Origin of the sequence: Yoonia sp. (assembly GCF_036007805.1) — a bacterium.
GTDB lineage: Bacteria > Pseudomonadota > Alphaproteobacteria > Rhodobacterales > Rhodobacteraceae > Yoonia.
On sequence record NZ_DASYOK010000058.1, the window covers coordinates 1 to 12,338 of the forward strand.

At 59.4% G+C, this 12,338-nt stretch carries 17 protein-coding genes; 15 read left to right on the forward strand and 2 right to left on the reverse strand.

Features of this window, described 5'->3' with window-relative positions; genetic code table 11:
- The 13 genes from VGP75_RS03340 to VGP75_RS03400 form a co-directional block, all read left to right on the forward strand.
- Window positions 1-629 (forward strand): F0F1 ATP synthase subunit gamma (locus tag VGP75_RS03340; protein ID WP_327542303.1); only part of this gene is annotated, 629 nt, incomplete at its 5' end.
- 169 nt (window positions 630-798) lie between these two features.
- Window positions 799-1,215 (forward strand): hypothetical protein, encoded by a 417-nt coding sequence (locus VGP75_RS03345; RefSeq protein ID WP_327542304.1) that lies wholly within the window; start codon window positions 799-801, stop codon window positions 1,213-1,215.
- Window positions 1,216-1,278: 63 nt separating this feature from the next.
- Complete coding sequence (locus tag VGP75_RS03350) at window positions 1,279-1,626, forward strand: hypothetical protein (RefSeq protein WP_327542305.1); 348 nt, start codon at window positions 1,279-1,281, stop codon at window positions 1,624-1,626.
- A 197-nt stretch (window positions 1,627-1,823) separates the two neighbouring features.
- Window positions 1,824-3,275: a YfcC family protein gene (locus tag VGP75_RS03355; protein WP_327542306.1), complete on the forward strand. Its 1,452-nt coding sequence runs from the start codon at window positions 1,824-1,826 to the stop codon at window positions 3,273-3,275.
- On the forward strand, window positions 3,272-4,495 hold the full coding sequence (gene arcA / locus VGP75_RS03360) for an arginine deiminase (RefSeq protein WP_327542307.1): 1,224 nt from the start codon (window positions 3,272-3,274) through the stop codon (window positions 4,493-4,495). Before VGP75_RS03355 ends, arcA begins: the two co-directional genes overlap by 4 nt.
- A gap of 10 nt (window positions 4,496-4,505) precedes the next feature.
- Window positions 4,506-5,507, forward strand: coding sequence for an ornithine carbamoyltransferase (gene argF, locus VGP75_RS03365; RefSeq protein ID WP_327542308.1), 1,002 nt, complete (start codon window positions 4,506-4,508; stop codon window positions 5,505-5,507).
- Complete coding sequence (gene arcC / locus VGP75_RS03370) at window positions 5,485-6,498, forward strand: carbamate kinase (RefSeq protein ID WP_526025499.1); 1,014 nt, start codon at window positions 5,485-5,487, stop codon at window positions 6,496-6,498. Before argF ends, arcC begins: the two co-directional genes overlap by 23 nt.
- The gene (locus tag VGP75_RS03375) at window positions 6,495-7,115 is read left to right on the forward strand and encodes a GNAT family N-acetyltransferase (RefSeq protein ID WP_327542309.1); all 621 of its coding nucleotides are present in this window, start codon (window positions 6,495-6,497) and stop codon (window positions 7,113-7,115) included. Before arcC ends, VGP75_RS03375 begins: the two co-directional genes overlap by 4 nt.
- 212 nt (window positions 7,116-7,327) lie before the next feature.
- On the forward strand, window positions 7,328-7,525 hold the full coding sequence (locus VGP75_RS03380) for a hypothetical protein (RefSeq protein ID WP_327542310.1): 198 nt from the start codon (window positions 7,328-7,330) through the stop codon (window positions 7,523-7,525).
- 389 nt (window positions 7,526-7,914) lie between these two features.
- On the forward strand, window positions 7,915-8,550 hold the full coding sequence (locus VGP75_RS03385; RefSeq protein WP_327542311.1) for a YiaD family glycine zipper/OmpA-like lipoprotein: 636 nt from the start codon (window positions 7,915-7,917) through the stop codon (window positions 8,548-8,550).
- A 92-nt stretch (window positions 8,551-8,642) separates the two neighbouring features.
- A complete protein-coding gene (locus tag VGP75_RS03390) occupies window positions 8,643-8,816 on the forward strand; it encodes a CsbD family protein (protein WP_327542312.1) in 174 nt (57 codons plus the stop codon).
- Window positions 8,817-8,933: 117 nt separating this feature from the next.
- Window positions 8,934-9,074 (forward strand): hypothetical protein, encoded by a 141-nt coding sequence (locus VGP75_RS03395; protein WP_327542313.1) that lies wholly within the window; start codon window positions 8,934-8,936, stop codon window positions 9,072-9,074.
- A gap of 79 nt (window positions 9,075-9,153) precedes the next feature.
- Window positions 9,154-9,318 (forward strand): DUF3309 family protein, encoded by a 165-nt coding sequence (locus VGP75_RS03400; protein ID WP_327542314.1) that lies wholly within the window; start codon window positions 9,154-9,156, stop codon window positions 9,316-9,318.
- A gap of 23 nt (window positions 9,319-9,341) precedes the next feature.
- Here VGP75_RS03400 and VGP75_RS03405 read toward each other — a convergent pair whose 3' ends face one another.
- Window positions 9,342-10,070 (reverse strand): Crp/Fnr family transcriptional regulator, encoded by a 729-nt coding sequence (locus tag VGP75_RS03405; RefSeq protein ID WP_327542315.1) that lies wholly within the window; start codon window positions 10,068-10,070, stop codon window positions 9,342-9,344.
- A 153-nt stretch (window positions 10,071-10,223) separates the two neighbouring features.
- Between VGP75_RS03405 and VGP75_RS03410 the strand changes: the two genes are divergently transcribed.
- Window positions 10,224-10,460, forward strand: coding sequence for a hypothetical protein (locus VGP75_RS03410; RefSeq protein WP_327542316.1), 237 nt, complete (start codon window positions 10,224-10,226; stop codon window positions 10,458-10,460).
- Between the two features lie 68 nt (window positions 10,461-10,528).
- Window positions 10,529-10,873 (forward strand): hypothetical protein, encoded by a 345-nt coding sequence (locus VGP75_RS03415; RefSeq protein ID WP_327542317.1) that lies wholly within the window; start codon window positions 10,529-10,531, stop codon window positions 10,871-10,873.
- A 128-nt stretch (window positions 10,874-11,001) separates the two neighbouring features.
- Here VGP75_RS03415 and VGP75_RS03420 read toward each other — a convergent pair whose 3' ends face one another.
- Entirely contained in the window at window positions 11,002-12,309 is a 1,308-nt protein-coding gene (locus VGP75_RS03420; protein WP_327542318.1) for a DUF2254 domain-containing protein, read from the reverse strand.
- Between the last annotated feature and the right edge of the window lie 29 nt (window positions 12,310-12,338).

Below are 12,338 nucleotides of genomic sequence, written 5' to 3' on the forward strand. Positions count from 1 at the left end.
GTCGCATCGGTCTTTTGGTGTTCTGCGCCGAACAGGGCTTTGCCGGGGCCTTCAGTGAACGCGTTCTGGACAGCATCGAGGACGACTTGTCGGCCACCAGCTTGTTTCTGATCGGCACCCGTGGCCTATCGATTGCTGCGGCGCGGGATCTCGCTCCGGACTGGTCCGCACCCATGTCTTCGCACACGCCAGCCATTCCGAAATTGGCCGACAAGATTACCAAAGCGATCTACCGCGCCCTCGGCGAGGGTCGTTTTGGGCGTATGGATATGATCCATGCCGGATGGGCGTCCGGGCGACCTCAAGTCCTCCGGCAGGTTCTGTTGCCGGTCGACCTGTCGGCCCTGCCGCCGCCCGGGGCGACACGTCCGCTGACCCAGCTTCCAACGGACGCCCTGATCAATAGTCTCAGCGGTGACTATCTCCATGCCCTGGTGTGCAAGGCGGCGCTTCATGCCTTTGCCGCAGAGAACGAGGCGCGGATGGAGGCCATGTCCGCCGCGGGCAGCCAGATCACGCGCGAGCTGGGCGAATTCGAGGCGACTCTGCGTCAGGTACGACAGGAAGCGATCACAGCCGAAATCATCGAACTGGGGACCGGCACAGCGTCCGCGCGCGGCGCAAGGTGAGCGCTACGGGGCTATCGCAGGCTCCTATTGATCTGCGTCAGCACAAGATGGCGCGGTTTGGGTCATGTTGGTCGTGACCAAAGGTGTGGCACCCGCCCGCTTTGGGTCTACCGGCGCCATGACATCGACCAATCCGGCTCATGCAAACGGCGCCAGCAAGGATCCCGCAATGGCATACGCCCCGACACAACTCGGACAAGACCCGCAATTTGAACCGTTTCTGTACGCGCCCTTGGGTGAAGATCGACGCGGCAGCAGCGTCACCGTTCTGTCGATGCTCGCCCGGCTCGGCGTCGATCCTTGGGGCGAGGCATCAGATCTCGCCAAGTTGCCCGAGGGCGCGGCGCGGCAAAGGTTGGAGGCGCTGATGACACGTTTCCATGACGTACCGACCCCTGTTCCGGATCTGAGCAGGATCGTCTCGGGTCTTCTTGCCCTGCTGCCGAGGCGGCCGACAACGGCAAGTTCACCACAGGACGGCGCTTCGGCCAAGCTTGTGCTGCCGCCGCAGGGATCCGCATTCTACTGGATCATCGCAGCAGGCCTGTTTCTTGGCTGGCTCGCGATGTTGGCACAAGGCCAGTGAGATGCGCCCCTGCGCGAAACAGCCATGACCCAGCACAACCCCCAATCCTTAAAGGAGCCCTGAATGACTGCAGATAACACCCTTTGGGACTTGGAAGAACGCTTCTGGACACAAGGCGCCGACAGTGCACGTCACGCCACGGCAAAAGGCGCCGTTTTCGTTTTGCCCTTTCCAGCAGGTATTATTCAGGGCGATGCGCTCTGGAGAGAAAAAGACGTCGCCCAACGATGGCGTTCGGTGGTGATGAGCGAGCGTTACCTCTCACACCAGAAAGACATTGCGGTGTTGGCCTATCGCGTCTCTGCCGAACGTAGAGGCGAGCCGATCTATCAGGCGCTGTGCACCTCGACCTACCTGAACGACGACGGCAAGTGGCAGAGACTGGCGCACCAGCAGACGCCGCTGGGTTGATCGCAAGAGTTACCAGGCGCGGGATCTTATGGGCGGCAATGTTCAGGCGAAGCATCGAGGGCACGGTTCGCGTTCTGATCCATAAGCCTCTGTGATGCGCACAGCCTAACCTCAGTCAGTCCGCCATCTGCGATTCTGGATCATGATGAGGGTGGCCGCCAGTTCTTTTTCATTACTGGACGGTGAAAGGATCCATCATGCCCGCTACCAAAACGACATCTGCCGAACGCAGCCCCCGTTTCCACTTCCCCTCTGCCTATACCATTCTTTTCGCGCTGATCATCATCATCGCTGGACTGACATGGGTGATCCCAGCCGGCCAGTACGAGCGCGCGGCGTCCGAGGCGCTTGGCAAGGACGTTCCGGTCGCCGGAACCTACGCGCCCACCGACGCCAATCCGCAAGGTTTGTTCGACGTCATCCTCGCGCCCATCGCGGGCTTCTACGATCCGGGCAGCTACAGCGCCAATGCCATCGACGTCGCGCTCTTCGTCCTGATGATCGGCGGGTTCATCGGTGTTGTGACGGCCACGGGGGCCATCGATGCGGGCATCAAGCGGGCGATGGCACGGCTCGAAGGGCGGGAAAAGTGGATGATACCGATCCTGATGGCACTCTTTGCGGCGGGCGGCTCGACCTATGGCATGGCCGAAGAGACGTTGGCCTTTTACGTCATCCTGACGCCGGTGATGATCGCGGCCGGCTATGACGCGCTGACGGCTGTTGCGGTGATCCTGCTGGGTGCGGGGGTCGGTGTGCTCGGCTCGACGGTAAACGCCTTTTCGACCGTGATCGCGTCGGACGCCGCCGGCGTGCCCTTCACCGAAGGGCTGATGCTGCGGCTGGTCCTGCTTGCGCTGACCTTTGCAGTGACAGTGGCCTATGTCATGCGCTACGCCGCACGGGTCAAAGCCGATCCGTCACGGTCTCTGGTCTTTGACAGAAAGGTCGAGAACGAAACGCATTTCCTGAGCGCGTCCGAGGCCGAGACAGGCGATTTCACAGGTCTGCACAAGATCGTCCTGATGCTTTTCGGCGCGACCTTTGCGGTGATGATCTGGGGCGTGTCCTTGGGCGGGTGGTGGATGGCCGAAATGAGCGGGCTGTTTTTGTTCGCTGGTATCGCCATAGGGATCATAGGACGGTTAGGAGAGAAGGGACTGGTCGACGCCTTCGTCGGCGGTGCGCGCGACCTGCTTGGCGTGGCGCTGATCATCGGGCTTGCGCGCGGCATTGTCGTGATCATGGACGCGGGGCACATCACCGACACGATCCTGCACTGGGCCGAAGGCACCGTCGCGGGCCTCAATGAGGTCGTCTTCATCAACGTGATGTACTGGATTCAGGTCGTCCTGTCGTTCTTCGTGCCTTCGACCTCGGGCCTTGCCGTCCTGTCCATGCCGATCCTTGCCCCCGTCGGCGACTTTGCCGGGGTATCGCGCAGCCTCGTGGTGACCGCGTTCCAGTCGGCAGAAGGCGTGGTCAATCTGGTCACCCCCACCTCTGCCGTTGTCATGGGCGGGCTCGCCATAGGGCGGGTGCCCTATGAACGCTGGCTGCGCTTTGTCTGGCCAGTTCTCCTGGGTCTCACGATCATTGTCATGGCCACCCTCAGCCTTGGCGTAGTTTTGCAAGGAACACCGACATGACCATCACATACGGCGTCCATTCCGAGGCGGGCAAGCTGCGCCGCGTTCTGGTTCACAAACCCGGGGCTGCTATGGCACGGCTGACGCCTGCCAACTGTGCCGAGCTGCTGTTCGATGACGTGATGTGGGTCAAGCAAGCGCGGATTGACCACATGACCTTTACCGATGCCATGCGCAATCGCGGGGTCGAGGTGGTGTTCCTGCGCCAGTTGTTGATGGAAACGCTCAAAGACCCGGAGGCGCGGCGCTGGTTGCTTGCGGCCCGGATCAGTGACAACACGGTGGGCGTGGGGCTGGCCAATGACCTTATGGCCCACCTGATGGAGATCGACGCCGATCTGCTGTCGACGATCCTGATCGGCGGCATGAGCAAGGCCGAATTACCGATTACGGACCGCGGTGTGCTGGCCCCCATGCTGGAGCCCGCTGATTTCATCCTGCCGCCCCTGCCAAACCACATCTTCACCCGCGACACGACGGCATGGGTCTATGGCGGTGTCACGCTGAACCCGATGCACTGGCCCGCAAGGCGGCTTGAGACGCTGAACCTTGCCGCGATTTACCGCTTTCATCCTGATTTCAAAGACGCGGGCTTTCCCGTCTGGTGGGGCGACCCGATGCAGGATCACGGACCTGCGACGATCGAAGGCGGGGACGTCATGCCCATTGGAAACGGCACTGTGCTGATCGGCATGGGTGAACGCACCACCCCACAGGCGGTCGGACAGGTCGCGCGCGGCCTGTTCGCAGGGGGTGGCGCGACCCGTGTCATCGCCTGCCAGTTTCCCCGTGCGCGCGGCTCCATGCACCTTGATACGGTCTTCACCTTCTGCGACCGCGATCTGGTCACGGTCTTTGCCGAGGTGACCGATGCTATCCGTTGCTACAGCCTGCGCCCCGGCAAGGGCGAGGACGTCGTCGTGGAGGCCGAAACAAAACCGTTTCTGGAGGTGGTAGCCGACGCCCTTAGCCTCAAGAAACTGCGCACCGTGCCCACGGGCGGCGATGCCTACGAATCCGCCCGTGAACAATGGGACGATGCCAACAACCTGCTGTGCTTGGAACCCGGTGTCGTCGTTGGATACGAACGCAACGTCTACTCCAACACCCTTTTGCGCAAGGCGGGTGTCGAGGTCATCACAATCCCCGGATCAGAACTTGGACGCGGGCGTGGTGGATCACACTGCATGACCTGCCCCCTGGTTCGCGACCCCATTTAAGGAATATCCCATGCCACAGAACCTGCGCGGACGCAGTTTTATCAAACTGCTTGATTTTACACCGGAAGAAATCCGGCACCTGTTGCAACTCGCTGCCAGCCTCAAGTTGGCGAAAGCAGGCGGATATGAACAGCAAATGCTTCAAGGCAAGAACATCGCCCTGATCTTTGAAAAGGACAGCACACGCACCCGCAGCGGGTTCGAGGTCGCAGCCTACGATCAAGGCGCGCATGTCACTTATCTGGGGCCATCGGGAAGCCATATCGGCCACAAGGAAACCATGAAGGACACCGCCCGCGTGTTGGGCCGGTTCTACGATGGTATCGAATACCGTGGCTTTGGCCAAAAGGATGCCGAGGTGTTGGCCGAATTTTCAGGCGTGCCCGTGTTCAACGGGCTGACGGATGATTTCCACCCGACACAAATCCTCGCCGATCTGATGACCATGCGCGAGTTCACCCACAAACACCTGTCTGATATCGCCTTTTGCTTCATGGGGGATGCCGGCAACAACATGGGCTCAAGCCTGATGGTTGGTGCCGCCCTGATCGGCATGGATATCCGCCTGTGTGGTCCCCAAAGCTGCTGGCCCGACGATGACCTTGTCGCTCAATGTCGCACCATCACCGAGACCACGGGTGCCCGCATCACCTTGACCGAGAAGCACGCCGAAGGCCTTGAAGGGGCGGATTTCGTCTATACGGATGTCTGGGTCTCGATGGGTGAACCTGATGAGGTCTGGGAAGAGCGGATCGCCCTTTTGTCACCCTATCGCGTCACCACGCAAGTGATGGAAAAGACCAAGAACCCTTACGCCAAATTCCTGCACTGTTTGCCCGCTTTCCACAACCGCGACACCGAAGTAGGCGAGGCGACGTTCCAGAAATTCGGGATCGACTGCATGGAGGTGACAGAAGAGGTATTCGAAAGCGCAGCCTCGGTCGTGTTCGATCAGGCCGAGAACCGGATGCACACGATCAAGGCGGTTCTTGTCGCCACGATGGGGGCCTGAAATGCGGGTGGTGGTGGCCCTTGGCGGCAATGCGCTTTTGCAGCGAGGCGAGCCGATGACGGCCGAGGCGCAACACACGAACGTGCGGATCGCGGCAACTGCTCTGGCGGACCTGGCCCGCGATCATCAGATCGTGGTGGCGCATGGCAACGGGCCACAGGTCGGCCTGCTCGCCTTGCAGGGTGCGGCGTACGATCCGGCAAAGCCCTGGCCGCTGGATGTGCTGGGCGCCGAAACCGAGGGCATGATCGGATATCTGATCGAGCAGGAGCTCATGAACGCGCTGCCCGAGGGCGCGCAATGCGCCACCCTGCTGAGCCGGGTAGAAGTGAACCCAAAGGACCCTGCCTTTGAGACCCCAAGCAAGCCCATTGGACCCGTGTACACCGAGGCCGAGGCAGAGCAGGCGGCGAAAGATCATGGCTGGGCCATGGTGACCGAGGCGTCGGGCGGCCAGCGCCGTGTCGTTGCCTCGCCCCTACCCATCAGGATCGTGGGGCTGGACGCCATCAAGGTCCTTCTGGGCGCGGGGCACACTGTCATCTGCGCCGGGGGCGGTGGCATTCCCGTCATGCGGAACGCGAATGGAGAGATGATGGGCGCGGAAGCGGTTATCGACAAGGACCGAACGTCAGCCCTTCTCGCCCTTGGCCTCGGCGCAGACGCGCTTCTGCTTCTGACTGACGTGCCAGCCGTCTACCGGGATTTTGGCGCTCCAAATCAGAGCGCTATAAGCACAACAACACCGTCTGAACTTGGGAAACTTGACCTTCCACCCGGATCGATGGGTCCCAAAGTCGCCGCTGCGGTGGCCTTTGCCACCGCCAGTGGCAAACTCGCTGGAATAGGACAGCTGACGGATGCCCGTGCCATTTTGGAGGGTCGTGCCGGAACGCGCGTGCTTACAGACCATCCCAATGCTGGGCAACGCGCGACAGATGAGACCTCAGCACAACAACCGGCCAAATTTGCCATTCGAGGCACGCGGTGAAACTCACCCCCTTTTCAACAACCCTCAAAAACGGCGTATCCGCTCTCGTAAGAGAAGTGACACCGACAGATCGCCATCTGTTGGAGATTGGTTTCGCGCATTTGTCCGGTCGTGCAAGATATTTCCGGTTTCTGGGGACGCGCAAAAACCTCACCGAGAAAGAACTGGACAGTTTCACAGCCACAAACAGCCCAGACCACGTCGCGGTCGGCGCTTTGCTCAGGGGTGGACCAACACCAGAACCGATTGGTATCGCGCGATTTATACGTCTGCCGGGTCAAAAGCATGTCGCTGAGATCGCCATCACCATTGCCGATCAATATCAGCATCAAAGGTTGGGCAGTGTTCTCCTTGGCGTTCTGGCGAAGTTCGCGAAGCGCAGCGGAATTACCGAGTTCATTGCTCTGGTCCACAGCGAGAATACAGCAATGCTGGGGCTTCTGCATAAATTCGGCGGCGTCCAAACAGTACTTAGCGGTGAAGAAATTGAGGTTACATTTCCCGTTTCTGCCATTTCTGCGCAAATTCCCAAGTCAACGGCAGACAAATGCGAAACACGGTTGCAGCCGCCCGGGCAATCATCAACCGGACGTCAGCTAGACTCCGCCGGTTTGTGAACTTCCATCCGGAACTACCGAAAATAGCGGTTCCAGACCAACCTACATCAGTGTGGGAGAACGAGGGCTGCGCGATAGTCCCTGAGGTTCACCGAACTTAGGTGAACGTGTAACCAGTCCGAGTGAGCCTGAGACACGTGGGGCAATCTGTCCCCTCGTCCCCATGTCCCGCGTGTTTCACGTTTCCGGACCGTCCACGAAAGGACAATCCAATGACACCCGATACCAATAAATCGACGAAAGTTGCCGACAAGATGAAAACCGTGAAGGCTGCGTGGGACAAGGCGCCCTCCGGCCCGAAGAAGGACGCGGCGCTAAAGCATTACCAAGCTGCGGAAAAGGCCCACACGGCCAAGAACGACGCCGACACGAACAAGGAACTGGACGCCGCGACCCACGCTCTGGCGTAACGTGACGGTACGTCTGCCCGGCAATTGCAGCGGGGCAGACGCACACGGGGCATCAATTCAGGATTTCCCGCTCGAATTTTTTGCAGTCATTTCATAAAGACCTGAATTTCAACGTCACGGGTGGCCAGTCATTACTGTGCCACCCGTCATTCTATTGGGCGGCTCTCATGGGCAGTCGGGGTCACCAAGCACCATTTTACCGCAGCCACGCATTGCACAGCGGCGTAATTTTCTCGAATGGGTTCGGCTATGCAACAACATTTTTTTCCATAGGCTGATCAGGGTTAGTGCGGCTTTTGGGACAACAGGCGAAAAAGACTCAATCGCCGATTTCGGAACATGGCACTGCGTCATCTTCTGGAAAGGCTCGCTCCAAAAGGACAAGTCCCATGAACAAGATGACTGGAATTCTCTCTGCCGCAACCATTATTGCCCTGACCGGCTGCACCTACAACGCTGGTACGCCAAGCAAACCTGCGACGGGTGCAGTTATCGGCGGTGTAACAGGGGCGGCGATCGGCAATGCGATTGGGGATGACACACGATCCACCATCATTGGCGGAGTGATCGGCGCTGCCGTGGGCGGTGCCATCGGCACCGATATGGCCCGACAGGAGCGCGAATTGAACCAGCAGCTCGCTGGCACTGGCGCAGTCATCACCAACACCGGCAGTCAGCTACGTGTCATCCTGCCTGAAGGCGTGACCTTCCCGACAGGGTCCTCCACGGTCGCGTCCAGTTTCCTGCCCGCCCTGAGCGAGGTCGCTCGCTCGCTGAACATGCATCCGAATTCGACTGTCCGTGTTGTAGGTCATACCGACACCGTGGGCTCTGCTGACTATAACCAACAGCTGAGCCGAGATCGGGCATTGGCCGTTGCGCGTATCCTGATCATGGAGGGCGTGTCCTCTTCGCGGATTACCTATTCCGGACGGGGCTTTGACGAGCCGATCACGACGAACGCCACTGCTTCAGGCCGGGCACAGAACCGCCGCGTCGAAATCGTGATCACGCCGACGCGCTGACCGGCATCAGCGCGAAAGCGTCGCACAGCCAGCAGTATAAATCGTGGTCGCAACGGATGAGGCGACCACCTACCTTCGGAAAGGAAAGCGCAATGGACAAGGATCGGATGATCGGCTCTGCCAAGGTGGTCAAGGGCAAGGCCAAAGTAGCCGTCGGCAAAGCGGTTGGCGACGCAAAGCTCGAGGCAAAAGGCCAGGCCGACAAGGTCGAGGGCAAGGTCCAGAATGCTGTTGGCCACATCAAGGATACCATCCGTGACGTCTAGAACCCCCGTGTTTCGCGCCCTCGCCCATTCGCAGGCAATGGCCCGGGCAGCGTGGTCTCCTGACGGCCACGGTTGCGGCATGCGAGAGAGTGCTACCTGCCCGCGAGGACATGTCCGATGAGCCGCAATTCTCTTCTCGTCTTGATCGGGGTCCTCGCCGTTTGCGCGGTGGTGGCAGGCTATCTCTACTATCAGGAACGCCAAAGCGGGATTGATATCGAGATCAACGAGCATGGCGTGACTATCGACGGAAACTGAATTGGCCCGCCAAGCGCCAACAATCTGAAATCCGGGATCGTCCTTTAACGCGGGGCGGCCCGTCAAAGGAGCATTCACCATGTCAATCGGCACGATCCTCGTCATTATTCTTATCGTCTTCCTGCTCGGCGGATTCAGCGGGCGCTTCGGTGGCTATGGCTACGGCTTCGGTCATGCCGGGACCGGTGTTCTTGGCACGATCCTGATCATCGTGGTCATCCTGATGCTGCTAGGTCGCATCTGACGGCAGGCCAACGCGGCACAACCTCAACGGAGTAGTGGCTCTTTATGATCCATGTAAGACGCATCAAACTGCGCGAACCTGGCCAGTTGATCATAGTCATCGAACGCGACGAACCCGTCCCGAAACGTGACCATTCCTGCTTCGCGCAGCTGCCTCAGCACCCGGTTGACGTGGACGGCGCTTAGCCCGAGAGCATCGGCCAGAAGGTACTGCGTCAGCGGACAGGCATAGCCGTCCTTGCTCCCCAGTCCGACCAAGGCAAGCCTGGCACCAAGCTCCAGCAGGAAATGCGCCATGCGTGCGGCCGCATCGCGGCGTCCCAAATCGACTAGATGTTCGACCACCATCGCCTCGTCGCGGGACGCGGCCCACAGAACCGCGGTGGCCAGCCGGGGCGTTTGCGCAAATGCATCCAGAAGGTCGGCGACATGAACTTCCGTCACCTCGATATCCGTCACAGGCTCGATGCTGTGATCCGATACGTTCAATAGAACGCTGCGAAGCCCCAGGAAATCGCCGGGGATCTGGAAATCAACGATCTGCCGCTGACCATCCTCAAGAAGCTTGTAAGAACAGGCCCAGCCAGAGGCGAGGATATAGGCAGACTGATCCGATTGCCCCTGTTGCACAAGATCACGCCCCGCCATGAAGGCGCGGCGGCGCTTGTGCAAGGATGCAAGCACCGACAATTCGGGGTCCGACAGGGCGACGAATGCGCCAAGCTTGCGGACGAGCGGTGTGTTTTCGATCATTTGTCCCTCATCGGTATTCAGCGAAGTCATAGCAAAAGAAATCGCACCTGGGACTGATGTCCATCAGCACAGCATAGCAGATTCCTTGCAAGTCTGCTCCGTAAGTAGCAGGCGCGTCCCCCGCGTCGCACTTGTCGGAGAGGTGAATACCCCATGACGGACGACCAAATGCATTCAGGAATGGCCGCGCTAACCATCTGCGAAGCCCTGCTTCTTGCGTTGAATGACGCGCAAATTTTACCTGAGAAAGAAATCATGGGTGTTCTCACGGATGCAGCTGCAACCCATGAGAACGCTGTCGCATCCGAGGCTGATACCGTAAAGCACCGTGCCGCTGCAGCACTGATCCGGCGGATCATCGCCGGAGGGAATTCAGTCCGCAGACCCTGACTATGCGCATGCCCTCATTCTGTTGCCCTCCGTGTCAGAAGCACGGCCCTGCACGATAGGAGAAAGACATGAAACTTAATGCAAATTCGGCCACTTCATCTTCGCCCAAATCGCAAAAAGTGACAGAAGATTTCAACAAGCAGACCACGAAAGATCCCGCACAAGACGTCCCCCAAGCAGTAGACGACAGCAGGAAAAAGATCGACCGTCCCGGCTTTGATCTGGGCGGATCTTCTGGCGATACACATGCCGGGACAGGCTTGGGCCTTGGCAATGATTCATCCGACACGCCGGGTGACAGACGGCTTCCGGGGCGCCGGCTTGACAACAAACTGACAATCCCCCGCTGGGGTGGGCCCGAGCCAGATGGCAGGACCAAACCTGACAGGAAATCGACGGACAGCAAAACCTAGGTCCCGATGGACGCTCTCCAAATTGGCACGCTGCTGACCGTCTTCTCGATCATCGTGCAAGGGCGCACCATCACGCCTCTGGCCACGCGGCTTCGGTGAGGAAGCGGACCCACACCAGATCTCCGCTGTCATGCAGGGGCCGGTTGAGTGGCCTTCGTTGCGTCTCCAAACTTCAAACCAGAGCCTTCCACCATGAACGCATCATGGAGGCGCATGATGCTCTCGCGATCCGAAAGGGGCGCGCCGCGACTGCATCTTTCCATGACATCCAGCAATCGTGCGACAAGATCGTCATCGCTGATCCCGTACCGGGCAATCGCCGCGAACGCCGAACAGGCCAATTCCTCAAAGGTGACCGGTTCGAAGATGACCCGCAGTTTCATGTGTTCATCCATGATACGGCCCGAAGGAAACTGCCGACCTGCCAAAAGCCCTAGCACCTCGCCCAGACGATCCAGGCAATAAAGCGCGGTTGTCGGGTCGTTGACGCCCGGCGACAAGGCACGTTGCGCAATTTCCACAATCCGCCTGAGCGAGAACTCGATATCGTGATCGGGCGTGCGCTCGGCGCCAATCGAGAAGGCATTGGACAGGTCGTCGGCAACCGCATCGGAGACCCGGCCATAGGGCGATGCAATGACAAGTGACCCGGTCTTGGGAACAAAATTACCAATCCAGCGCTCTACCCGGACAACAAGATCGTTGTCGCTGGCGATCTGCCAAAGCCTGTCCAGATCAATCGACTGTATGTAGCCGCTGTCCGTCGCGACTACAGATCGGCTGTCATTTTCATAACCCTGCGGCAGAGCCTCCGCCATCAGTTTCCCGGGAAAAGGCGCTGACTTATGGTCGTGGGCCGGGAATACGCGCTCGACAGTCTTGCAGGCCTCGACCGAAAGACTGGCCAGTATGTTCTCGATGCGGATTGACGTCGCGATGTGGTGGATGAAGTAGATAAGCGTCGCGAGGCTTGCGACGGCTAGGATCATACCAAAGGACACGGCGATCACCGGCACAAAGTAGGAGGCGCCGCTTCCCCGAACGGAGGCAAGGACCAACAGGCAATAGACGAAGGTAGACAGGAATGTGCCCAGCACGATCTGGTTGCCGCGGTCGCGCATAAAATTGCGCAGCATTCGGGGGCCAAACTGTGAAGATGCAAGTTGCAGGGTCAACATTGTCATCGAAAATGTGACGCCGGCAACCGTGATCATGGATCCAGCGATAGCTGACAGGATCGCGCGAGCGCTCTCCGGGCCGAAGGCATAGGCCCATTCGTCGACCCATGCGAGCCATGCAGCCTCCAAGGAGCCCAGCAGAATCAGCAAAATGGCCGTTACCATGGCACAAATTGCCATGAGCGACGGCATAAACCAGAAACTGCTGTGCAGTCGGTCCCATATCCTTGGAATGAACTTGAAATAGCTGCGCATCATCTCCCGCACCCCAGCCAAGATCCTCTCAT

Coding starts and splice junctions, on each gene's coding strand:
- VGP75_RS03345 (WP_327542304.1), top strand. CDS start 799: ATGGCATACGCCCCGACACAACTCGGACAAGACCCGCAATTTGAACCG.
- VGP75_RS03350 (WP_327542305.1), top strand. CDS start 1,279: ATGACTGCAGATAACACCCTTTGGGACTTGGAAGAACGCTTCTGGACA.
- VGP75_RS03355 (WP_327542306.1), top strand. CDS start 1,824: ATGCCCGCTACCAAAACGACATCTGCCGAACGCAGCCCCCGTTTCCAC.
- arcA (WP_327542307.1), top strand. CDS start 3,272: ATGACCATCACATACGGCGTCCATTCCGAGGCGGGCAAGCTGCGCCGC.
- argF (WP_327542308.1), top strand. CDS start 4,506: ATGCCACAGAACCTGCGCGGACGCAGTTTTATCAAACTGCTTGATTTT.
- VGP75_RS03380 (WP_327542310.1), top strand. CDS start 7,328: ATGACACCCGATACCAATAAATCGACGAAAGTTGCCGACAAGATGAAA.
- VGP75_RS03385 (WP_327542311.1), top strand. CDS start 7,915: ATGAACAAGATGACTGGAATTCTCTCTGCCGCAACCATTATTGCCCTG.
- VGP75_RS03390 (WP_327542312.1), top strand. CDS start 8,643: ATGGACAAGGATCGGATGATCGGCTCTGCCAAGGTGGTCAAGGGCAAG.
- VGP75_RS03395 (WP_327542313.1), top strand. CDS start 8,934: ATGAGCCGCAATTCTCTTCTCGTCTTGATCGGGGTCCTCGCCGTTTGC.
- VGP75_RS03400 (WP_327542314.1), top strand. CDS start 9,154: ATGTCAATCGGCACGATCCTCGTCATTATTCTTATCGTCTTCCTGCTC.
- VGP75_RS03405 (WP_327542315.1), bottom strand. CDS start 10,070: ATGATCGAAAACACACCGCTCGTCCGCAAGCTTGGCGCATTCGTCGCC.
- VGP75_RS03410 (WP_327542316.1), top strand. CDS start 10,224: ATGACGGACGACCAAATGCATTCAGGAATGGCCGCGCTAACCATCTGC.
- VGP75_RS03415 (WP_327542317.1), top strand. CDS start 10,529: ATGAAACTTAATGCAAATTCGGCCACTTCATCTTCGCCCAAATCGCAA.
- VGP75_RS03420 (WP_327542318.1), bottom strand. CDS start 12,309: ATGATGCGCAGCTATTTCAAGTTCATTCCAAGGATATGGGACCGACTG.